This is a genomic window from Ruegeria sp. AM4, assembly GCF_056540665.1.
The window spans coordinates 46,477-68,597 of sequence record NZ_JBQFXD010000007.1; the positions used below are offsets into that span (position 1 = coordinate 46,477).

Genomic DNA, 22,121 nt, shown 5'->3' on the forward strand with positions numbered 1-22,121 from the left:
ATTCCGGTGGCTTTAAAGTAGCGCGTGGCTTCATGGCCAATCCATTTGAATGTGATAATGGTTGTCATTAGGGTGGCTAATATGATCCTGAATTTGCCCTATTCCGCCCTGCGCGCCTTTGAGGCTGTTGTCCGGCATTCCGGGTTTTCCTCTGCCGCGACAGAATTGGGCGTTAGCCAAAGCGCAGTCAGTCAGCACGTCCGCTCGCTGGAAGAGTGGTTGGGTCGAGATCTGCTGGTGCGCGGCGCGCGGCAATCGCGCCCCACTCGCGAAGGTGAGCAGCTTGCGCTGGCAATCTCGGAAGGGCTGGGACGTATCTCGGATGTGTGTATGCAGCTTCGGGACAAAACGCGCACCGATCGGACGATCGTGATTTCCTGCCTGCCTGGCTTTGCGTTCAACTGGTTGTTTCCGCGGCTCCTGCGGTTTGACATGGCGCATCCGGACCTGTCGATTTCCATTGCCACGGATACAGGGCAATACCCGTTTTCTGGCTCGGATGCTGATGTTGGAATTCGGTATGGGTTAGGCGATTTTCCTGGGTACCAGGTTGATTTGTTGATGTCAGAAAGGTTGTTTCCCGTGTGCGCCCCTTCATTGCGGTCCGATTTGCATCGGGTTGAGGATCTGGCGCGGCACACCCTGCTGGTGGATGAAAACCTCCACCATGGGGCGGCCAGTCCGACCTGGGAATTCTGGGCGCGGCAATGCGGCCTAACATTGCCCAACACGGTGCGGACTCGGCGATTGGGGCAATCGAACATGGTTGTTCAAGCCGCGATCGAAGGTCTGGGCGTTGCATTGGGGCGTGAGCCGCTGGTCATCGATATGCTGGCGGATGGGCGTTTGATCCGTCCTTTCACTGAAATGACCCAATCGCCGCTGTCCTATTGGCTGGTCCGCACCCAGGAAGCCAAGGACAGTTCGAAGGTAACAGAGTTTCTGAACTGGATTCACGCTGAGGTCGAGGCGCAGCCGGAAATACCCGACCCGGACGCGGTTTGAAATTAGCAAGGCTTATACAAGCCATTACATTTCCGGCATGGCGCAACGCAGCTCTGCTGCTCATACTGGTGCAAGCCATCTGACCGAATGGAGAGCCTATCCATGTTTCTGAGAAATTGCTGGTACGTCGCCGCCTGGAGCAAGGATATCAAGCACGAACTGAAGGCCGAGACGTTTCTTGGTGAGAATATCGTTTTCTATCGGCAGCAGGACGGTACCCCTGTCGCGCTCGAAGACGCCTGTCCGCACCGTAAGCTTCCATTGTCCAAAGGCAACCTGATCGGGGATGTAGTTGAATGCGGCTATCACGGTCTGAAATTCGACTGCTCAGGCAAGTGTACGGACAGCCCGACCCAACGCGGCATGACGCCTCGCAGAGCGGTCGTGAGATCCTATCCCGTGGTCGACCGCTATCGGTTCCTGTGGATCTGGATGGGGGATCCGGAACTGGCGGATCCGGACAAGATTTTCCCGATTGACAATTTTGACAATCCAAGCTGGGGAAAGACCGATGGTGGCGTGATGGACATCGATTGCCATTACCTCTGGGTTTGCGACAATCTTCTTGATCCCAGCCACGTCGCCTGGGTTCACGTATCTTCGTTTGCCGGTGCTGGCACGGACGAAGAGCCCCTGAATGTGGAACGGACCGACCGGGGTGTGATCGTCTCACGCTGGATCGAGAACAAGCCGCCTTCGCCGTACTATGCGAAACTTGTCGCGTTTGACGGCGATTGTGACCGCTTGCAGCACTACGAGATGTGCATGCCCGCAATCGGGTTGAACAAATCCATTTACACACCGGTTGGGACTGGCGGGTATGACAAGCCAGCTGTCGCCGAGACATTCATCAACATCTCCTACAATTTCATGACGCCGATTGATGAAGACCGGACCAGATATTTCTGGTTTCAGCACCGCAATTCCGACCCCGACAATGCCGAGGTGTCCAGATTCATGAATGATGGCGCGCGTATGGCCTTTCTTGAGGACAAGGAGGTTCTGGAACAGGTTCATCTGGGAATGAAACACGCCAAAACGCCCCATATCGACCTGGGGCTCGACGCAGGTGCCAAACTGTTTCGCAAGACATTGGATCGGACCATCGAAGCCGAAGCCAGCCCGGCGGATATTGCCGCTCGGGCTTGATGCGTGGCTTCGCGCATAAGCCAGTCTGACAGGATCGGAAACCCACTAAGTGTCGAGTGAAATGTAAAACCTGGGATGCGTAGCATCATGTCGTTCGAACCCACACACCCGATAAACGGCCTGGGCGTCCGCGTTGTCGGGGTGGGTGCCGACCATCAAGTAGGTACATGATAGGGCCAGCGCCTTTTGCTTTGTGCTTTCGATAAGCTGCCGCCCAATGCCGGTGCCACGAAACCTCTGATCCACGAAAAGATGATGCATGTCGATGCCGCGACGACCGGTTTGCAACTGGGTCAACGGACACAGCGCAGTATAGGCAACAACGTCGCCTTCCACTTCGGCAACCAGCACATAAAGCCATGGCGGCGACCCAAACACATCCCGTTGCAATGCTGCAGCGTTGACCTTTGGGATATCCCCGTGATGGGTGGCCAGAGCGCGAACCATCGCGATCAAACGCGGCAAGTCTGCAGGTCTTGCATCGCGGATGTTCGCGGTTGCGTCAGTGTCTGTTTCTCTCATCGTTTTCTCCTGTGGGCGCCACAGAAGCGAAAAGAAAAATGCCGCGCTGTGGCGGCACTTTCAGACTGAACATCATTGACCGCACCGATTAGGGGGCGTGGCAATAGCGTCCGAAGGGTTGGGTCATGATGATCATGACCCAACCATGTGCCTTCGGCAGGTAAACGTCAAGTTGCCCGATGCATGATCAACGTGGTGAGGTCTATCTCTGGCTACGCCGCTCTGTAGATCACCGGAAACCGCCCACCAGCAAAGGGTGCTCCGGGGCGCAGGCTGTCGTCATGAAGCCATTCGGTCACGGTATCGCGGGGCTCGTAGGTTGCACCATCGACAGCAAAGCGGATTGCATAGCCGCGCCTGCGCCGGGTCGATGTGCGGTTTCCCATCGCCGAATGCACGGTCATGCCGTCAAAGGCCAACGCGTCGCCGGGCTCCATCTGCGGATAGTGAAATATATCGTATGCGCTGCGGTTAGCCTCAAAATCGGGCATGTCGATATAGTCGGGGTTGTCTTCCTCAAGATAGTGCAGGAACCCGCCAAGCTGGTCGGTCTTGAAGGGTCGGTACTTGGCACCCCAAGCGTGTGACCCGCGGACAAATTCCAATGCGCCATTGTCCGGGTCTACCGGGTCCAAGGCGATCCACATGGTCATAATCGGCCCAGCAACCGGCCAATAGGGCTGATCGGTATGCCAGCCGGTCTGGGTTTTGGTCCCGGGCTCTTTCGCAAAAATCTGGTCGTAGATCAGCGATGTCCAGGGGCTGTCAGCCACTTCGGCCACGCGCTGACCGATATCCGACATCAGGCAATAGTCCTGAAACACGCCTGGATGCTCTCGCATATTCTTATAGGCAAAATAGCGATCGCCTTTGGCGGTTTCGACGTCGACGGCCTTGCGCAGCTTGTGCAGCCAGTCTTGCGACAGCACGTTTTTCAACAGCACGACTCCGTCGCGCGCGTAGCTCTCTTGCAGAGTTTTGAGGTCAGGTTTTTGTGTCATGTAACGTCTCTATTTTTCGCCCCATGCGCTGAGGCGGTTGTAAACGGAGGGCGCATCGCGCCCGGTTTTTCTGACGTTACAGTGCAGGTGAACTGCGGCAGTTGATGATGAAACACGGCCACAGCGAGCGTGCCGACCACTTGCCGGACAGGCGGTTATGGAACTGTGCTACGCGAAGGCTCATAGCTGCAGGCTAAACCATTTTTCGGCATCGGCATAGAGCCGCAATCCGGGCATCGGGTTGGATGGCCACGCCGGTAGAAAATCATTGACTGATGATGCGTGTTGATAAATATTATTACCAATATGCAAAAGTACTCCGTTTTCTCACTGGCTCGAAATGCACTATCCGGTCACCGCAACTGGCCTTTGGCGTGGCGCAGCCCGCCGCTGAAGGACAGCTATGATGTAATCGTGATCGGGGCTGGTGGGCACGGTTTGGCGACGGCCTACTATCTGGCCAAGGAATACGGCATCACAAATGTCGCCGTGCTTGAGCGGGGTTGGCTGGGCGGCGGAAACATCGCCCGAAACACCGTTACGATCCGTTCGAACTACATGCGGGACGAGTCGATCCCGTTCTATGTCAAATCCGTCGCCATGTACGAAGGGCTGACGGATGAGTTGAACTTTAACATGATGCATTCAAAGCGCTCCATGGTGGACATCGTGCAGACCTGGCCAAAGCTGCGTGAATTGCGTCGACGGCAGCTTGCGATGGACATCTACGGTTCGACTTATGAACAGATCACGACCGAAGAAGTGCGCCGTCGCATTCCAGCACTGACCGGCGGAGGTGCTGAGGCCCGTTTGCCGGTGATATGCGGGATGGTCCACACGGATGCGGGGGTAAACCGGCATGATGCTGTCGCCTGGGGTTATGCGCGCGCGGCTGACGCGCGTGGGGTTGAAATTCATCAGCAAACCGCAGTGCAATCACTGATACGGGGGGCGAACGGGGCGATCGAAGGGGTCGAGACCAATCGCGGTGTCGTAAAAGCAAGCAAGGTCGTCGTGGCCGTTTCGGGACATACGACGACTCTGACCGAAACCGCAGGGCTGAAACTGCCATTGCGGACGATGAACCTGACAGCATTTGTGTCAGAACCGGTAAAGCCGCTTGTCGATGTGATTGTGAACTGCCCTGACAGCGGGTTCTATTTCAGTCAGTCGGACAAGGGCGAGATGGTGATTGGCGGTGCGCCCGATATGGGGCAAAGCTTTCGCCGAGATATCAAACAGCATGTTTTCGAAGACACCGTTACCGCGATGTTGTCGCTGTTCCCAAGCTTCAAAAAGCTCAAACTGATGCGGCAATGGGGCGGACATCTGGATATCGCTCATGATGCCTCGCCCATCATGGATCAGACCGAGGTTCCGGGCCTGTTCGTCACTGCCGGATGGTGGGGGGGGTACAAGGCGATTCCGGCTGGGGGGCTCACTTTGGCGCATTTGGTCGCCAAAGGAGAGCCGCATCCGCTTATGGCACCATTCACACTCGATCGTTTCCGGCATCTGGATTTTGTGATGGAAGCCGGCACCACCACCGCGCGCTAGGAAAGGACAGGATCATGTTGCTTATAACCTGCCCATTCTGTGGCAAGCGCAACGAAAGCGAATTCATCTATGGCGGCCCGGTCGGGGCGGATCGTCCCGATCCCAATGCTGCCAGCGACGCGGAATGGGTCGAATACCTGACGGTGACGCCGAACCCCCTGGGCCCGGTTCACGAGAAATGGTGGCATGCGCGTGGATGTGGAGAATGGTTCACGATCTGGCGTGATACGCGGACCCATGACATTGTGGAGGCGCCCGATGGTACAAGCTAAGCGCCGCGCCTCGGGCGGGCGGATCGACCGAAACCGCCCACTGCGATTCACGTTTAATGGCAAACCCTACGAAGGGTTTGAGGGCGACACGCTTGCCTCCGCGCTGCTGGCAAATGGCGTGCGCGTCACGGCACGCAGCTTCAAATACCATCGCCCGCGCGGGATTATGGCTCACGGCCCCGAGGAACCGGCGACATTGGTTGAACTGGACGGAGAAGACGCCTCGGGCAATCGTCCGGCGACGACGGTCCCGTTACGCGACGGTCTGAGCGCCCGGTCGGTCAATTGTTGGCCCTCGCCAGAGTTCGATCTGGGCGGTATCAACCAGCTGTTTGCGCGGTTCATCCCGGCGGGATTTTATTACAAGACCTTCAAATGGCCCAATTGGCACCTGTTTGAACCGTCGATCCGCAAGGCCGCCGGTCTGGCTGCCGCGCCTGCCAGACCCCCAAGCAAGGGTCATTTCGAGGCGCGCAATGCGCATACCGATGTGCTGGTCGCCGGGGCTGGTCCTGCCGGACTGCAGGCTGCGCTTGAGGCGGCGCGCGCGGGCAAACGGGTGTTTCTGGCAGATGAAGGGCCCGAGGCGGGCGGCAGTCTGCTCAACCGAAACCTGACCATCAATGGCCGTCCGGCGATGGACTGGGTGGCCGATGCAGTGGCCGAATTGGACCGGATGGAGAACGTGATCCATCTGCAAAATGCAACCGTCTGGGCCTATCGTGAGCACAATCTGATGATCGTGAACGAGCGCGAGCCCAAACAGCACGCGATCCTCGAGCGCAGTTGGCGTGTCCGTGCATCTGAGGTGGTGATCGCCACCGGGGCCACGGAACGCGCGATGGTGTTTGGCAACAATGACCGACCCGGCGTGATGCTGGCCTCTTCGGTACAGGCATATGTCAACCGCTGGGGCGTCACGCCTGGACAGCGCGCGGTCCTCTTTACCAATAACAACAGCGCTTATGCGGTAGCGGCTGACTTGTTGGCCGCTGGGGTCGCTGTCGCGGCGATCCTCGACAGCCGCGAAACGGTGCCGAATTCGGCGTTGGATCTGGTCACCGGTATTACGGTGCATTCCGGAACCGTGGTTGGCGAGGTCCGGGGTCACAAAGGCATCCGCGCCGTGAAGGCAGTACCCAACACAGGCGGTCCCGGGACCTGGATCACCTGCGATCTGCTCGCGTGTTCCGGGGGCTGGAATCCAACCGTGCACCTGTGGTCTCAGTCTCGCAGCACGTTGCGGTTCGACGAAAATCTGGCCGCTTTTTGTCCCGATCAGGCGGTACAACCCTGTCGGGCCGTTGGTGCCGCCGCCGGTGATTTGACGCTCGATCTTATTATTGAGGGCGGCGTAGATCTGCCATATGCGATCGAACCGCTCTGGCGCGTGGATGTTGCGGGTCAACGCGGAAAGGCGTTTCTGGACGTTCAGAACGACGTCGCCGTCAGTGATGTGCATCTGGCTCTGCGCGAAGGCTATGACAATGTCGAGCATGTCAAACGCTACACGACCGGCGGCATGGGGATCGACCAGGGCAAAACCGGCAATATCAACATCATCGGAACTGTAGCGATGCAAAAGGGGTTGCCGCTGCAAGAGGTCGGCACAACGACGTTCCGCTCGCCCTACACCCCGGTGTCATTCGGCGCGATAGGTGGCCTGCGCGAAGGCTGGGGTCTGTTCCCGTACCGCCATACCCCAGTGACGCAATGGAACAAGGACAATGGCGCGGTAATGTACGAAGCAGGCGCCCGCTGGCGGCGACCGGGATATTTCCCGAAACCGGGCGAAGGATTGCAGGAGGCCGTGAATCGCGAATGCCGCGCAGTGCGCGAAGGCGTCGGGGTCTACGACGGCTCTCCGCTCGGGACATTCGAGTTAAAGGGCCGGGACGTTCCGAAATTCCTCGATTTCATCTATTCCAACGTCATGTCGAGCCTGAAACCGGGCGACGGGCGGTATGGGCTGATGCTGTCCGAGGATGGACTGATCCTGGACGATGGCGTTGCGTTTCGGCTGGATGAACATCGCTGGTTGATCTCGACCTCGACCGGTCATGCGGACGCGGTGAACCAGCATATGGAAAAGCTGTTGCAGACCGAGTTCCCCGATTGGCAGGTGATGATCACCACCGTCACGAGCCAGTGGAACAACGCCACCATTTGCGGCCCCAAGGCGCGCGAGGTGATGCAGGCGCTGGGCACGGATATCGACCTGTCACCCGAGGCGTTCCCGTTCATGTCTTTCCGCGATGGCATTGTCGCGGGCCTGCCAGCACGCGTGGTTCGCGTCAGCTTTACCGGAGAGCTGTCTTATGAGGTGAATGTTGCCCCGCGCCACATGGTCGAGCTTTGGGATAAGGTGATGGATGCCGGCGCGCCCTTTGGGATTTTGCCGGTTGGCTCGGAATCCAGCCACGTGCTGCGGGTCGAAAAGGGGTTCCTGTCGCTGGGACACGAGGTTGACGGCACTGTCGATGCCTATGATCTGGGCATGGGCTGGGCGATGTCGAAGAAAAAGCCGGATTATCTGGGCAAACGATCTATTGCGCTGCGTCGAGCGCGCGGGGCTCGACGGCGCGAGTTGGTGGGTATTCTGGCCGAAGACCCGAACCGGCAAATCCCCGAAGGTGCGCCCCTGACTCCAGGAGGTCGGAAAGAGGCCACGGACGGGCTGGTCACAGCCTGCGTCTGGAGCGTGGTGAACAACCGCTGGGTCGGGCTGGCGCTGTTGGAAAATGGCCGCGCACGTCAGGGTGAAACTGCCCATGTCCGGCTGCAGGATGATGTGATCCCCGTGACGGTGACGAAACCGGTGTTCCATGATCCCGAAGGCAAACTGCTGAGGTCCTGAGATGAGCTATGACGTCATGTTTCAACGCTGCGGGATGATGGCTCTGTTCGACCTCAAAGGCCTGTCGCAGGGGATTGAGGCCTGGGTTGGCGATGCATTGCCGGGCTTTCCGGACCGTCCCAACCAACGAACCGAAAAGGATGGCAAAGAGCTTTTCTATATCGGCCGCAATCATTGGATCGTGCGCGCACCGCTTGAGCAGGAAGAGCCGTTGGATGCCGCCCTGAAACCCACAGACTGCCCGGCGGGTATCAGCATTGTGTGGGTCTCGGACACGATGACTTTTTTCAAGGTGACCGGCCCAGATGCGGGCGAGATCATGGCAATTGCCTGTCCGTTGGATCTGCACGACACGGTGTTTGCGCCGGATGCAGTAACCTATACCGAGGTCTTTGGCCACAAGGCATTGGTGATGCGGTTTCAGGACGGCTTTGAATTCGCCGTAGAGCAGAGTTTTGCCGATATGGTCGAAGACTATGTGGCAAGGGCCATGGCCTGATCGCAGGATACCTTGGGCAGGGCGTCTTCGGACGCGTTGGGCAATCGGCGGGACCGTGTGTTCTTGTGGCAGGTCATTTCGACAGGTGTTGATGAACCCACGCCGCGATGTCCAAAAGGCGGGCATCGCCGCCCTTTCGCCCGATCAGCTGAATGCCCAAAGGTAGGCCTCGCTGGTCGGTTCCAAAGGGCAAGGCGACCGATGGAACTTGCAACAGGTTCCACATCCGAGAATAAAGCGGATCTCCGGTCGCATCTAATCCCAACGGTGCTGGTCCGGGCGCGGACGGAACCAACAGAGCATCCACGTCTCGGAACATTTGATCCAGCATCGCACCTGCGTGATCCCGCAGGTCCAGCGCAGCGCGGTAGTCTATATCGCTGACCGCCAACCCTGCGGTGACGAGGTCATGAAACTGTGGGCTGATGCCGGGGACGCCGACAGCGTTTTCATGCGCGCGTTGCCGCGCGACCTCGTATCCCATGACAGCGATTTGAGCCTGAGTGAGTTGGGAAAAAATCGGCGGGTGGGCGATTTCTCCGGTCTCGGCCCCGGTTGTGGCAAGGGTGGCCAGCGCGCGCGTGCAGGTATCCCGCATCTCAACCGAGCCGTCCTGCCAATACGGGCCGCGCATCAGGCTGATCCGCGGCAATGTATCGTCGAAGGCGGGCGGCGGTGGCAGGTCCGTTCCGCGTAACACCGCGTCGGACAGCGACAGATCCCGCGGATCGCGGGCCAAAACCCCCAATGTGTCAAGGCTTTCGGACAGGCCCATGACCCCCGTCAGATCATATCGCCCGGTGGTTGGCTTGAACCCGCAGACCCCGCAATACGCCGCAGGCCGGATCAGCGATGCAGCGGTTTGCGATCCAAATGCGAGCGGTGCCATAAAGTCGGCCACCGCAGCGGCCGAACCGGATGACGACCCTCCGGGCGTATGCGCGGGGTTGGCCGGGTTGGCGGTCTTGCCTGGGCGAAAATACGCGAATTCCGTGGTGACGGTTTTGCCGATGGGAATTGCACCGGCGTTCAAGAACGCGTGAACACAAGCCGCGTTGCGGTCCGGTTGCCGTTCGGCATACAGGTCGCTGCCCCATCCGGTCGGCATGTCTTCGGTGTCGATGATGTCCTTGATCGCAAACGGCACGCCGTGAAGCGGCCCACGATGGCCGAGTTCGTCGGCAACATATGCCCTCTCCATGGCGCGCGCTGCATCGAGAGTCTGGAAAGCCCCGATAACAGGTTCCCGATCCTTGATCCGGTCCAGATGCTCGGCCATCACTTGCGATGGTTTGACCTCGCCCGACCGGATCATCGCTGCAAGTACGTGGGCAGAGCGCTGGTTCAGGGGGGTCATGCTTCAAGCGCTTTCAGCGCCGCAGCGAAAGGGGCAACAGGCATGTCGTAGATGCCACCCCCCAACCGCCCGGCCTCGCCCAGACGGTCAAGGATGCCCAGGCCGATCACCGGCCCGGAACCTTGCACAACTGCACCGCGCGCCGTGCTGCCAAGCTGTACATCCAATGCGCGGAAATAGGGGTGCGCTCCGACCGACAGGCCGGACATGCGCGCCTGCGCGTCTGCGGGAAGAAATGACCCCAGCCCCTTTTCCTGCTCAGGACTCAGGTCGATAGCCATTGCGCCCAGTCCGAATGCCTCAACCACGGCGCTATCGCCAATTGCGCCGAGGGCGCGGTCCTCTGGCAACTCCACGTCAAACGCCCCCTTTGGCGGGTTGGCAGGGATCGTGAACCACTGGTTCGCGAGGCCGGAAACCTGAATGCCGACATCGCGACCATTTCCGCCTGCCGCTGTAACAAAGCTGGAATCCTCGATCCCTTCGGCCAGTTTCATCATACATTTGGTGGCTGCCATCCAGAGGTTGAGAAACAGTGAGGGCGAGCTGTCCATGAAGGCCAGCACGTCGTCATCCGAGATACCACCGGGCGTACGGTCCTTAAGTTCCGCTACCAGCGCCTGAGCGGCAACTGGTGTACGACCATGACAGTCATCCCCGCCCATCAGTCCGATCACGGCTAACGGGACCAGAGCGATCCCTTCAGCGATTCCCTTCTCCAACACATCCAAAAACCGGGTATTCAGCCAACGAATATGGTCCAGCACCGCCTCGGACCGCAGTCCCAGACGCATTGCCGGTCGGCTGCCCGCGTTGATCGGTGCGTACACCCTGTGCTGTCCGCGCCACGCATCATAGACCGTGTGCAGCGGCATTTCAGCCGAGACAACGGCAGCCAGAGGTGTCACTACATCGTGGTCCTGCGCTGGTTGCAGGAGTATCTCGCCAGCGTTGATCATCGCTTCGGCCCGATCAAAATCCTTCGCCAGACCTTGCCAGACCGCGGCAACACAAGCCGAATTCAGGATTGGGGCGGTTATCTGATCCGGGCTGGCAAAGGCCGGTCCGGCATGCAACAGAACGTTTTCGTCCAAACCTAAAGCTTCAGATGCAGTGTTGAAACGGTTCCACACCGGCTGAGTCACCATTGCCCGGTCAAAGGCCAGTTGATCAGCCGGATGCAGCATCACGCATCCTCCGGTGGAATGATCCATGTTTCCGAGAAATACAGGAACGCGCTCGTCGTCTCGTAACCGGCTTGTACACGTTTGCCCAGTTTGCCCGGCAGCGGTCGGCCATTGACGATGATCTGCGCCGAATGCGCAGGTACCAACAACGAGAACATGTTCTGCTCGCCCGATGCGACCTCATGCGGGGACAGTTCCAGCGCACGGGGTGGCTCAAAGCCTTCCCAGACCAGTTCGATTGTCAGGTTCTCGCCGACGACGGTTTCGGAATAGCGGTGGCTCATCGGGTCACCGGAGGTGCGGACAACCTGCGCGCCGATCTCGGGCAGTGTGGCAAAGGCAGGCGCATTGGCGAACGCGGCCAGTTTGCTGATAAAATTTGTTTTCAGAAACGTCGTGAGATCGGGATTGTCGCTGAGGATCACGTTTGGCGCGTATGAAGATCCGTCGATCTGATCGGGTGTTCCGTAAAGCAACAGGACTTGACCCTGACCAACCGGCGACCAGGCAACGCGAAAGAACAACGCCATGGCCGAGAAATTGTCATTGTCATCTTTCAGGAGGATACCCGGATTCTCGCCGGTCCAATCGACGGTGCCCGGGGTAATCGGTTCGTTCAAAGGCATTACAGATCCTCCTGCGGGGTCACCCAGGTCTCGGAAAACGCCAGGAAAGCGGTCGACATGGTACGGCCAAAGAACTGACGGCTGGCGACCTGTCCGGGCAAGGGGGTGCCATTGATCACGACTTGCGCCGTTTTGGCCTCGAGAAATACCGAGTACATTTCGTGCGCTTTGGTGGCCGAGTTCTCTTTGGTCACTTCGACCGGTAATGGCGGTCCCATATCCTGCCAGATCATCTCGACCGTTACGCCCGAGCCGCGCAAGGTTTCGGAATAGCGCGATTTCAGATTGCCGGGACGCTTTTCGACACTGTCGCAATCCAGCCAGGTCATTGCGCCGAGCCCGGCCTTGCCAATGAACGTCGGCATCTTCGTGACCCAGCCATCCACGATCCAGCGCATCATCCGCTGGTTGTCGGTCATGATCAGGTTGGGCACCTGCGGCCAGCCCTGCGCCTGATCCGGGGCACCCAGGATCAGTGCCGCGTTGCCACGTCCGTATGGTGATAGAACCACCCGAAAGAACAGTGCCAGCGTGTCGTAATGATCCTGTGCTGGGTCCTGTTTCAGATAGATGCCGGGGTTTTCACCGGACCAGTCGACCCGACCGGGGTTGTGGGGAATGCGTGTGGTCATGACCAGCTTGCCTCGTAGTTTTTGAGTGCGTCGACGATGAACGCCTTGCGCGCATCGCCCTGAAGGTGGTCGCCGGATTTGTAGATCTCGGCCACCTGGTGCGAGATCTCTTTCAGCACCGCGCCGTCGTCGCGCCCCTCCTGCACCGGAATGCGTAGCATTGTATCGCCCGCATAGGTCGGGATCACCTTGCCAGCGAAACTGTCCGAGGGCTGCGGCGGGCGTTCACCTTTTTGCAGGGCGCGAATGGCGTTACGCAACAGGCGGCGTGCCTTGGCCACACCCCGGTCGGTGAAGCTGAGGTTTTCGCGGGCATGGATGTTCCTTGGCCCCTGACTGACCCACGCATCATAGTCGCCAGGATCGCGCTGGCGCATCTCATAAGGGCGGTCGGGATCCTGACCGTAGAAATCGGTCATCCCGTAACCGACCTTGCTTTTGTCCGTCAGACCCTTTGGATCGTCATTCGCGGCCTCATCCCGAAAGTGCCGCCAGGCGATGACCATGGTATTGGTGTCGTCAATTGGAGTGATCCAGCGCGACAAGCCGCAGCGCCCAAAATAGCGCGGCCCGTCCGGAACCGGGAAATGACCGCCATTCTGTGTGAATGAAGGCAACATGTGGTCGTGTATGCGGACCCAAACGATATCATCGACCCGCCGGACATTTGTGTAGAAATCGCCCGTCTGGCTTTCGTGAAACTCGATCATCGGCATCTCGGCGAACGCGTCGATGAATTGGCTGCGCACGGCCAGAGTGTGCAGATACACCACATGGAACGGATCCCATGCGTTCTCCATCACTTGCAGCCAGTTGCAGGGCGATTTGATCAGATAGGGCACCAGTTCGTCGCCATTGTCGTCGAACGTGTCCATCACCGGAAAGGGGGGCTGTTCCTCGGCGGGACCCATATAGGCAAAGGCCAAACCTTTGTATTCGATCACCGGATAGGCCCCCAGACAGGCCTTTTTCTTGACCTGAGAGGCGGGCGGTTCGCACGGAGTTTCCAAAATGGTGCCGTCCAGCCCGTATTTCCAACCGTGATAGGAACAGCGAATGCCGCCTTCTTCGACGATACCAAACTCAAGACTCATATTGCGGTGGCAGCAATGCAGATGGGTCAGACCCAGTTTGCCATCTTTCTTTTCGCGAAACAGAACCAGATCCTCGCCCAGTATGCGCAAACGATAGGGTAGGTCGCCGATCTGATCGGTCATCGCCACCGGCATCCAGAACCGACGCAGGTATTCGCCGCAGGGGGTGCCGGGGCCAACCTCGGTCAGTTCAGGGTCGGGGCGTTCGTGCCAGACTTTCTGCTGATCGTGACCTCGGAAATTGCCTTTGGGGGCTGAGAAATGATCGTTCATAGCGTCCTCCGCGCGTATCCGTGGTCAGGGAAATGGATCAGGTACCGGAGCGGTGCCGGTCCAGATCGATTTGGTTTGGCAAAAATCCTTGATGGCATTGGGGCCAAGCTCACGCCCATAGCCAGACAATTTGATCCCGCCGATTGGGCTGGCTGGATCGACGCTGCGATAGTGGTTGATATAGACAGTGCCCGCCGCAATGGCTTCGGCGACGCGCGCGCCTTTGCTGGCATCGGTTGTCCAAACCCCGGCGGCCAGACCATAATCGCTGTCATTGGCCAGCGCGATGGCGTCGTCTTCGGTTTCAAAGCTGGTGACCGCCAGCACCGGTCCAAAAACCTCTTGTCGCCAAAGCTGCATCTCGGGCGTAACACCGTCGAATACGGTCGGGCCGACATAGTACCCGTCGTGTCCCGCGGCGGTTTCCAAGCCGTCCAACAGGCAAACGGCACCCTCGGCCCTGGCCTGCTTGATCATCGCGGACACTTTGCGCAGATGGGGTTCGTTGGCCAGCGGCGCGATCTGCGTTTCAGGGTCCATAGGATCGCCCATCTTCAATGCACTTGCGCGGTCGATCAGACGTGAGACCAGCGTGTCTTTCAGGCTGGCCTGAACGATCAGCCTGGAACCGGCGACACATGTCTGGCCGTTGGACAAAAAGATACCTGACAAAATCCCGTTGACCGCGTTGTCCAGATCGCAATCTGAAAAGACCACCTGCGCGGACTTCCCGCCCAGTTCCAGCACCGTTGGGACGACGCCCGCAGCAGCTGCCTCGGCCACTTTGCGGCCACCCGGATCCGATCCGGTAAAGGTGACTTTGCGGGTCAATGGGTGCCGTACCAGCGCCTCGCCCACTTCATGCCCCAGCCCGGTCACGACATTCAGCACGCCGGGTGGCAGACCTGCCTCATACACCAGTTGCGCGAATTCCAGCGTCGAGGCCGAGGCCATCTCGGACGGTTTCACCACGACAGTATTGCCCGCCGCCAGTGCCGGGGCCAGTTTCCAGGCCATGATCATCAGAGGTGAGTTCCAGGGCGTAATGGCGACAACAACCCCATAGGGAATGTGGTGGCCCACGCTGCGTACACCGGGGACCGAATTCGCCTGCGCCTCAGGCTCCAGTTCGCGCGCTTGGGCAGCGAAATAGCGGAACCAAATGTGCAGGCCGGAAAACTGGCCCCGCACTTCGGTAATCCGCTTTCCGTTGTCACGGATTTCGGGTGTGACAAGCTGTTCCCAACGGTGTTCCAGCGCATCCGCCACCCGGTCGAGCATGCCTGCTCTCTCATTTGTAGCCAATTTCGCCCATGGTCCATTGCGAAAGGCGTGATCTGCGTCCTGGATCGCCTGATCGGCAGTATGGTCGTTGCCACGGGCAATTGTACTCCAACCCTGGCCGGTCGCTGGGTCGATACTGGTCAGAGACTCCCCAGCCCAATCCATATACGCGCCCGAGATGAAGGGAGTGTAGTTTTTCATACCATGTCACCGGACACAGTTTGGGCTACCAACGCCAACAGGTCGCCACGTTGGACGATGCCCCGGTTGCCATGGGCCAAGACAAACCCCGCAGTCGAGAATTTCAGATCCATCGATGGGCGTTCCGGCTCGGCCGGAAAGTGCAACTTTCCGGCGGACGCACCGCGTTCGACGTGTTGGCCCGCAGAACAACGCCGGTCAAACAGGCCGTCAGCGGGGGCGTAAACCGAATGCGAAGGGTCGGTGATTTCGACACATTTCGGCGTTGCCGGTTCGAACTGAACGCCCGACACAATACTAAGATGCCCAAGACACCGTATCAATCCCGCCTCGGTAAGATCGGTGATCTCGGGGTCAAGGCCACCACCGCCGCCAAGTTCGGCGGCGATCATTGGGGTGTTGGTCCGGGCTGCCGCCGAATTTACGGATCGATTGTCGTTATGCGCCCCCAGTACCCAGATCAAAGGCAGCCCAAAGGCGCGGGCAAGTTCCATGTTGGCGGCGGTCAGCGCATCGGTCTGCGTGCGGGCGGCCAAAGCACATGCGGCAAAGACCGAGGCTTTGCCACCAGAATGCAGGTCAATCGCGGCATCGACCCGCGGCAGCAGGACAGTTTCAACAAAGTGCGCAAGCATCGCCGTTGGACCGCCTTCGGCGTCTCCGGGAAAGGCCCGGTTCAGATTCTGACCATCCAGCGGTGACACGCGAGACGCCGCCGCGAGGGCGGGTGCGTTCAGGCCCGGGATCAGAATGACCTGCCCCGTCAGCTCCTCTGGGTTCAGGCGCGCGGCGAGACGCATGATGGCGGCTGGCCCTTCAAATTCGTCGCCATGTGTGCCCCCAAGGATCAGGATACTTGGCCCCGGGCGACCATTCACACTGATCACCGGTACGGGGTGGTATCCCAGTGGCACCGAATTGTCGGACCATTTCAGCATCAGATCGCCCACGTGCCTGCCTGGCGCATCAAGATCGATGGTCAGGGTCAGCCGGCTGGGATGTGGTGAAGCAGTATGGGTCATTCGGTCTCATAGGTTGGATGCCTGCTTCATATCATAATTTTTTTGAAAGTGAATTGATAAAATATGGGTGATATGTGATATGAAGGGTGAGAACTCGCGGCCACCCCATGGCCCTGCCGGAGGAATTCAATGGCGCTCAGTCGCGCAAAAGCTGGAATCGACAGGATCAAACCTCATATGGTGGGCGGGCTGTCTGAAGGCCTGCCGCCGCCAGCTACTTTGCTGAATTCAAACGAAAACGTCTTTGGGCCCAGTCCGAACGCGCGTGCAGCCGCGTGTGCTGCCATCAGCACGGTCGAGCGATACATGGAGGATCCAGACAGAATTCTAACCCCGTCCATTGCCAGGCATTTTGGGTTGGATGCGGCGCGGATCACAACCGGGCAGGGGTCGGATGACTTGCTGGCGCGGCTGGCCCGCGCCTATCTGGGACCCGGCACCGAGTTGATCCGCAGTGCCAATGGGTATTTGAAAGTGCCCAACTACGCCTATGCGAACGATGCCGAGGTTGTGTCTGTTGAGGATGATGCTTTCAAGCCGTCAGTAGATCGGATGATCAATGCGCTAAGCGACCGAACGCGTGTCGTCTATCTTGCCAATCCCGAAAACCCGGCAGGAACCTACCTGAACGGCGCCGAGTTGCGGCGGTTGCACGCCGCGCTGCCTGCGCACGTATTGCTGATCATAGACGCCGCGTACGAAGAATATGTCGACGCCCAGGATTATGAGCCTGCGCACAAGCTGGTTGAGGACTCGGACAATGTGGTTATGTGCCGGACATTCTCGAAAATTTACGGGCTGGCCGGTGCGCGCGTGGGCTGGATGTATGGACCCGAGGATGTGGTCGACAGTGTAAGGCGGATTGGTCTGACGTTCCCCATCTCTGCCCCTTCAGTTGCTGCTGCGGTCGCTGCGTTGGAGGACAAAGCCCACATACAAGCAGTCTATGAAGCCAACGTAATTGGGCGGCGTTGGATTGAGACAGAACTGAAGGCGTTGGGGTTGAACGTTGTGCCAAGCCAGACCAATTTCGTACTGGTCCGCTTTCCGGACCAGGCAAAAACGGCGGAGGCTGCGGATCTGTTTCTGAGGCAGCGGGGCGTGATGGTGCGTCGGTTCGCTTCGCCTGCCTACCGCGATTACATCCGCATTACCATCGGCTACCCGCATGAGATGCGGGCCGCGCGCGACGGGATCGCTGCGTTTCTGGACGGAGTCCTGTGATGGTCGCGTCTTCGCAAGCCCGCGATGATGCTCCGTCGGTCGCGCATCCTTCCGGGGCCGCTATCATCGCGGCGATCAAAGCGTCCGGCATTCGGGAAGTCGTTGCGTTGCCGGACATCGTGACCAGCGACGGTCTGCTGTGGCCGATTTCGCGCGATCCCGATTTTCGCCTGACCCGGATCTGCAAGGAAGACGAAGGCGTCAGCATTTGTGGTGCGATGTCCTATAACGGCACGCGCGCAGTTCTGATGATGCAACAAACCGGCCTAATGGATTCATTGAATGCGATCCGTGCGATCGGTGTCGACTACGAATTGCCAATTGTCATGATGGTTGGCCTGCAAGGGAAGGAACCCCATCTGCTGCCGGATCAGTCGGCCTCGTATGGAGTGCGGATCATCCAGCCGGTTCTGGATGCGATGACCCTGTCGCATTCACTTATCGAAGAGCCCGGGGACGAAGTTCTGATACCACCTGTCGTCGAGGCCGCTTATGCCGCCTCTAGACCTCATATCTTCCTGATTGGCCGATCGCCGGAGGCCTCATGAGCATGAATAGAGATGCGGCTTTGAAGGCGCTGATCCCGCATGTCCTGGACGAAGACATCGTAGTCGCCGTCTATCAAAGCTGTTTCGACTGGTTGGCCCTGAACCCGCGTGATCTGAACTACGTAGCGGTCGGGGCGATGGGACAGGCATCCTCACATGGTCTGGGACTGGCGCTGGCAAATCCCAAGCGGCGTGTGATCGTTCTGGATGGGGATGGCAGCCTGTTGATGAACCTTGGCTCGCTTGTGACAATCGCCAATGCACAGGTCAGCAATCTGTATCACTTTCTGTCGGTCAACAGAGTGTACGAGGTAAACGGGTCACATCCTTTGCCCGGTGGCGAAAGGGTCGACTTTGCAGCCATGGCCTGGGCCGCAGGCTATGCCGGGGTGCAGCGATTTGCCGACTTGGATCAGTTTTCGCAAGCACTGCCGCATGTTCTATCGGCAAGCGGCCCACAATTCGTTTCAATGGAGGTGCAGGCCGGAACCGCCTATCCAAGAGACTATGCATATATCCACAGCGCGATCGCCCGCTCTAGCTTTCGTGAGGCGCTAAATCGCGATTGACCTGCGCCTCGACAATCTTCAGGAAAGACTGCCCAACTGCTGAGAGGGGTTTGTTCTTGGACCAGAACAGCACTGCCCGAAACGTCAAAGGCGCAGCAAAGGGTAGGGCGATACAGTCGGGCAGAGTTTTGAGGTAATCGAGGCTGGCGCCGACGACAGAAACGCCCAACCCCCGAGCGACCAGACGACACACCGCATCAGTCGTGCGGGTTTCGTACTGCATGTGCCGAGCGATGCCCTTTGCTTCGAAAAACTGATCGATCTCGAACCGGAATCGTGACGACGGCATGTAGGATATGAAATTCTCTCCTTCCAAATCCCGCGCCTGAATGATGGTTCTGCCTGCGAGATGGTGGCCGCTGGGCAAAACGCAGCACACATCACTGTCGCGGATTACCAGGCTTTCGAAGGAAGGATTGGCCGGTTCTGTCGTGGTGATCCCAAAATCATAATTCTGCGAGACCATCCACTCGACCGCGTCGTCGTTCGGGGCGATTTCCATCCGCGCCATAGCATGTGGACAGGTGTCCACGAATTTTCCGATCAGATCGGGTGCCAGTTGGGAAGAGACCCCCGGGGTGATCACCAGGTTCAGCCGTGCGTGGCCGAATTTTCCGATTGCGGCGGCCGAGTCCTTGATGTGTTCCATGCCGCTCACGGCCTGCCTCACCTCTTCGACCAGCAGCCGGGCTTCATCGGTCGGCACCAATACCCGCCCTGACCGCTGAAACAGTTGAAACCCAACCTCTGCCTCGAAATCCGAAATCAGACGGCTGACAGCAGGCTGCGATATCCCAAGCATTGCGGCTGCTTCGGTGACAGTTCCGGTTGATACCACCGTGCGAAAGGCGTCAACCTGTTTGAAAGTGATTTTCATAGGAGGCGGAACCGTCGTTGTTTGCGAAAGGTTGTTCATAGTAAAATAGTATGAAACAGCCCGCAACCGCCTGCAAAGATTATGCTTCGATGATCCATGATGGGCAAGGTCGTGTCGACTTTGCAATCTATTGCGGGCGGGTCGAGACGGTGATGAATTCTATACTTTCGGAGACGATCTCGGAGAAACCATGGGGCAGTTTGGCATCGAAACTCAGGGTATCGCCTGTGGTCATGGAAAAATCTTCGGTGCCGCACCTGTAGATTGCATCGCCCTTGATCATGTACAGGAAGACATATCCTTCGTGCTGGTAGCTGGGCAGAGATCCCGATTGCGCCTTGGAAATGCTGATCCGGGCGGACTGAAACGAACCGCCCGGCCCACCATGTTTGCCGAGCAGCAGGTAGTCATGTGCGTGCCCTTGTGTGATCCGCCGCGACGCCAACCCCTCGCACGCTTTGACATGATGCACATCTGCCGAAACCTCGGTCTGTGCGAACAACGCCATCAAAGGCACATCCATCGCATCCGCCAAAGCCTGAAGCGTTCCAAGCGAAGGTGAAACGCTGCCGTTTTCTATTCGGCTGATCATCGAGGCCGATACCTGCGCAATTGTCGCCAGTTCGGACAGGGTCAGATTGCGCTCTTGCCGCAATCTTTGCAGAGTCTGTCCGACGTCTTGCTCAATATCTCGATCTTTGATCACAGGTTTCCGTGCCGGTATTGCGGTTGGTCTTCAAAAAGCTGGTCCCCACAGTTGCGTCAATTTTCCGTCCTCCGTCAATCGCGGTCTTAAAGGGGGAACGGCCGTGACGAAAAGAGACGCGCTCTAAACGAACAGAGATTTGTACTGTTCCCGCAGAACGTTCTTTTGCACCTTGCCCATCGTGTTGCGCGGCAGCTCGTCCACCAGGATCAGTCGTCTGGGATGTTTGAACCGGGCCAGTTCCCGCCCGACACTTTCCATAACGCCATCAAGATCGGGGTGTTGTCCGGCCTCGGGGACCAGAATGCCCAGAACGGTTTCGCCAAAATCAGGATGGGGTATGCCGATCACCGCGCTTTCCAGAACGCCGGGCTGGTCGTCCAGCACCAGCTCAACCTCTTTGGGATAGATGTTATAGCCGCCCGAGATCACCAGATCCTTGTTCCGTCCGACGATGTGCAGGTACCCCTCGGCGTCCAGCTTGCCCAGATCGCCGGTGATGAACCAGCCATCCTCGCGCAGTTCTTCGGCAGTTTTCTCGGGCATCTGCCAATAACCTGAGAATACATTCGGCCCGCGCACTTCGATCTGACCGATGTCCCCGTCGCGCAGGGCTTTCCCGGTCTCGGCGTCGGTGATTTTGATTTCGACCCCGGGCAAAGGCAAGCCCACCGTGCCAGCGCGGCGCTCTTTATCATATGGGTTCGAAGTGTTCATGTTGGTCTCGGTCATGCCATAGCGTTCAAGGATACGATGACCGGTGCGATCTTCGAACTGACGGTGCGTTTCCGCCAGCAAGGGTGCCGAACCCGAGATGAACAGTCGCATGTTCTGCGTCAAATCACGGGTAAAACGCGCGTCACCCAGCAAACGGGTGTAAAATGTCGGAACGCCCATCATCGAGGTGGCAAGCGGAAGCAGCCGGATCATCTCCTCCAGATCGAACTTGGGCAGGAAAATCATGCTGCCGCCCGCTGCCAGCATAACGTTGCAAGCCACGAACAGTCCGTGCGTGTGAAAGATCGGAAGCCCGTGCAACAGCACGTCGTCCGAGGTGAAGCGCCATTCCTGCACCAGAGTCTTCGCATTCGACAGCAGGTTGCGCTGGCTAAGCATCGCACCCTTCGGTCGACCGGTCGTGCCCGATGTATATAGGATCGCGGCAAGATCCTCGGCGCTGCGATCGACCGTGGCAAACTCGGCAGACAGCGAGGACGCGCGATCCGTCAGGGTGCCACCGCCATCTGCATTTAGCGTCTCGATACACGTTTCCAGTGCTGCGGTTGCGTCGATGATCTCTTGCTGTCTGCTTTCGTCGCAGATGACCAGCGCCGCACCGCTGTTTTCAAGGAAATAGACCAGTTCGCTGGCTGTATAGGCGGTGTTCAGCGGCAGAAAGACCAGCCCGGCTTGCGCGCAGGCGGCATAGACGGCAAGCGCTTCGACCGATTTCTCTGTCTGCACCGCAACCCGGTCACCGGGTTTCAACCCCAACTGTACAGTGGCATTTGCGATCCGGGCGGCAATGGCCAGAAAATCGCGATGCGATATGGCGACGCCAGATGGCAGCTGAATGAAAGTTGTGGTTTTCCCGGCATGAACCCCGAACAGGTCATCATAAAGTGGATTTGCCATGGTGCTGCCTTTCTGGCGGTAGTT

21 protein-coding genes are annotated in these 22,121 nt (G+C 58.6%); 9 read left to right on the forward strand and 12 right to left on the reverse strand.

The annotated features are described in order from the left end of the window. Nucleotides 1-81: 81 nt before the first annotated feature. Both ACR0JA_RS14340 and ACR0JA_RS14345 read left to right on the forward strand, forming a co-directional pair. Nucleotides 82-1,005: a LysR substrate-binding domain-containing protein gene (locus ACR0JA_RS14340; RefSeq protein ID WP_480575975.1), complete on the forward strand. Its 924-nt coding sequence runs from the start codon at nucleotides 82-84 to the stop codon at nucleotides 1,003-1,005. 102 nt (nucleotides 1,006-1,107) lie between these two features. Continuing rightward, entirely contained in the window at nucleotides 1,108-2,154 is a 1,047-nt protein-coding gene (locus ACR0JA_RS14345; RefSeq protein ID WP_480575978.1) for an aromatic ring-hydroxylating dioxygenase subunit alpha, read from the forward strand. Nucleotides 2,155-2,199: 45 nt separating this feature from the next. Here the strand turns inward: ACR0JA_RS14345 and ACR0JA_RS14350 are convergent, their stop codons facing one another. Further along, complete coding sequence (locus tag ACR0JA_RS14350) at nucleotides 2,200-2,676, reverse strand: N-acetyltransferase family protein (protein ID WP_480575980.1); 477 nt, start codon at nucleotides 2,674-2,676, stop codon at nucleotides 2,200-2,202. A gap of 212 nt (nucleotides 2,677-2,888) precedes the next feature. Continuing rightward, on the reverse strand, nucleotides 2,889-3,677 hold the full coding sequence (locus ACR0JA_RS14355; protein WP_480575983.1) for a phytanoyl-CoA dioxygenase family protein: 789 nt from the start codon (nucleotides 3,675-3,677) through the stop codon (nucleotides 2,889-2,891). Between the two features lie 285 nt (nucleotides 3,678-3,962). Between ACR0JA_RS14355 and ACR0JA_RS14360 the strand changes: the two genes are divergently transcribed. The 4 genes from ACR0JA_RS14360 to ACR0JA_RS14375 are packed head-to-tail and all read left to right on the forward strand — an operon-like array spanning nucleotide 3,963 to nucleotide 8,862. Further along, nucleotides 3,963-5,234: an FAD-dependent oxidoreductase gene (locus tag ACR0JA_RS14360; RefSeq protein WP_480575986.1), complete on the forward strand. Its 1,272-nt coding sequence runs from the start codon at nucleotides 3,963-3,965 to the stop codon at nucleotides 5,232-5,234. Between the two features lie 14 nt (nucleotides 5,235-5,248). Further along, nucleotides 5,249-5,506, forward strand: a complete 258-nt coding sequence (locus tag ACR0JA_RS14365; protein WP_480575989.1) for a sarcosine oxidase subunit delta — start codon at nucleotides 5,249-5,251, stop codon at nucleotides 5,504-5,506. Next, a complete protein-coding gene (locus ACR0JA_RS14370) occupies nucleotides 5,493-8,363 on the forward strand; it encodes a 2Fe-2S iron-sulfur cluster-binding protein (RefSeq protein ID WP_480575992.1) in 2,871 nt (956 codons plus the stop codon). The genes ACR0JA_RS14365 and ACR0JA_RS14370 overlap by 14 nt, the downstream gene beginning before the upstream one ends. A 1-nt stretch (nucleotide 8,364) precedes the next feature. Then, nucleotides 8,365-8,862 (forward strand): sarcosine oxidase subunit gamma, encoded by a 498-nt coding sequence (locus ACR0JA_RS14375; RefSeq protein WP_480575994.1) that lies wholly within the window; start codon nucleotides 8,365-8,367, stop codon nucleotides 8,860-8,862. A 73-nt stretch (nucleotides 8,863-8,935) separates the two neighbouring features. On the opposite strand, the gene ACR0JA_RS14380 is transcribed toward ACR0JA_RS14375, so the two are convergent. Genes ACR0JA_RS14380 through ACR0JA_RS14410 form a run of 7 tightly spaced genes read right to left on the reverse strand, consistent with a single transcriptional unit; the run spans nucleotide 8,936 to nucleotide 16,538 of the window. Further along, nucleotides 8,936-10,219, reverse strand: a complete 1,284-nt coding sequence (locus ACR0JA_RS14380; protein WP_480575997.1) for an amidase — start codon at nucleotides 10,217-10,219, stop codon at nucleotides 8,936-8,938. Continuing rightward, nucleotides 10,216-11,406, reverse strand: coding sequence for a YlbE family protein (locus ACR0JA_RS14385; protein WP_480576000.1), 1,191 nt, complete (start codon nucleotides 11,404-11,406; stop codon nucleotides 10,216-10,218). The genes ACR0JA_RS14380 and ACR0JA_RS14385 overlap by 4 nt, the downstream gene beginning before the upstream one ends. Then, nucleotides 11,406-12,032 carry a hypothetical protein gene (locus ACR0JA_RS14390; protein ID WP_480576003.1) on the reverse strand — a complete coding sequence of 209 codons (627 nt, stop codon included), beginning with the start codon at nucleotides 12,030-12,032 and terminating at the stop codon, nucleotides 11,406-11,408. Before ACR0JA_RS14390 ends, ACR0JA_RS14385 begins: the two co-directional genes overlap by 1 nt. Further along, nucleotides 12,032-12,664, reverse strand: a complete 633-nt coding sequence (locus ACR0JA_RS14395; RefSeq protein WP_480576006.1) for a hypothetical protein — start codon at nucleotides 12,662-12,664, stop codon at nucleotides 12,032-12,034. Before ACR0JA_RS14395 ends, ACR0JA_RS14390 begins: the two co-directional genes overlap by 1 nt. Then, entirely contained in the window at nucleotides 12,661-14,031 is a 1,371-nt protein-coding gene (locus ACR0JA_RS14400) for a Rieske 2Fe-2S domain-containing protein (protein WP_480576009.1), read from the reverse strand. Before ACR0JA_RS14400 ends, ACR0JA_RS14395 begins: the two co-directional genes overlap by 4 nt. Nucleotides 14,032-14,055: 24 nt before the next feature. Continuing rightward, on the reverse strand, nucleotides 14,056-15,516 hold the full coding sequence (locus tag ACR0JA_RS14405) for an aldehyde dehydrogenase (protein ID WP_480576012.1): 1,461 nt from the start codon (nucleotides 15,514-15,516) through the stop codon (nucleotides 14,056-14,058). Then, the gene (locus ACR0JA_RS14410; protein ID WP_480576015.1) at nucleotides 15,513-16,538 is read right to left on the reverse strand and encodes a succinylglutamate desuccinylase/aspartoacylase family protein; all 1,026 of its coding nucleotides are present in this window, start codon (nucleotides 16,536-16,538) and stop codon (nucleotides 15,513-15,515) included. The genes ACR0JA_RS14405 and ACR0JA_RS14410 overlap by 4 nt, the downstream gene beginning before the upstream one ends. A 129-nt stretch (nucleotides 16,539-16,667) precedes the next feature. Here ACR0JA_RS14410 and ACR0JA_RS14415 point away from each other — a divergent pair, with 129 nt between their 5' ends. Genes ACR0JA_RS14415 through ACR0JA_RS14425 form a run of 3 tightly spaced genes read left to right on the forward strand, consistent with a single transcriptional unit; the run spans nucleotide 16,668 to nucleotide 18,879 of the window. Beyond that, nucleotides 16,668-17,762, forward strand: a complete 1,095-nt coding sequence (locus tag ACR0JA_RS14415) for a pyridoxal phosphate-dependent aminotransferase (RefSeq protein WP_480576018.1) — start codon at nucleotides 16,668-16,670, stop codon at nucleotides 17,760-17,762. After that, nucleotides 17,762-18,310: a decarboxylase gene (locus ACR0JA_RS14420; RefSeq protein WP_480576021.1), complete on the forward strand. Its 549-nt coding sequence runs from the start codon at nucleotides 17,762-17,764 to the stop codon at nucleotides 18,308-18,310. The genes ACR0JA_RS14415 and ACR0JA_RS14420 overlap by 1 nt, the downstream gene beginning before the upstream one ends. After that, nucleotides 18,307-18,879, forward strand: a complete 573-nt coding sequence (locus ACR0JA_RS14425; protein WP_480576024.1) for a thiamine pyrophosphate-dependent enzyme — start codon at nucleotides 18,307-18,309, stop codon at nucleotides 18,877-18,879. Before ACR0JA_RS14420 ends, ACR0JA_RS14425 begins: the two co-directional genes overlap by 4 nt. Here the strand turns inward: ACR0JA_RS14425 and ACR0JA_RS14430 are convergent. From ACR0JA_RS14430 to ACR0JA_RS14440, 3 genes are all read right to left on the reverse strand, one after another. Beyond that, a complete protein-coding gene (locus ACR0JA_RS14430) occupies nucleotides 18,848-19,756 on the reverse strand; it encodes a LysR substrate-binding domain-containing protein (protein ID WP_480576027.1) in 909 nt (302 codons plus the stop codon). The two genes, ACR0JA_RS14425 and ACR0JA_RS14430, sit on opposite strands and share 32 nt — an antisense overlap. Before the next feature lie 127 nt (nucleotides 19,757-19,883). Next, on the reverse strand, nucleotides 19,884-20,462 hold the full coding sequence (locus tag ACR0JA_RS14435) for a helix-turn-helix domain-containing protein (RefSeq protein WP_480576030.1): 579 nt from the start codon (nucleotides 20,460-20,462) through the stop codon (nucleotides 19,884-19,886). 123 nt (nucleotides 20,463-20,585) lie between these two features. Continuing rightward, entirely contained in the window at nucleotides 20,586-22,097 is a 1,512-nt protein-coding gene (locus ACR0JA_RS14440) for a malonate--CoA ligase (RefSeq protein ID WP_480576032.1), read from the reverse strand. Between the last annotated feature and the right edge of the window lie 24 nt (nucleotides 22,098-22,121).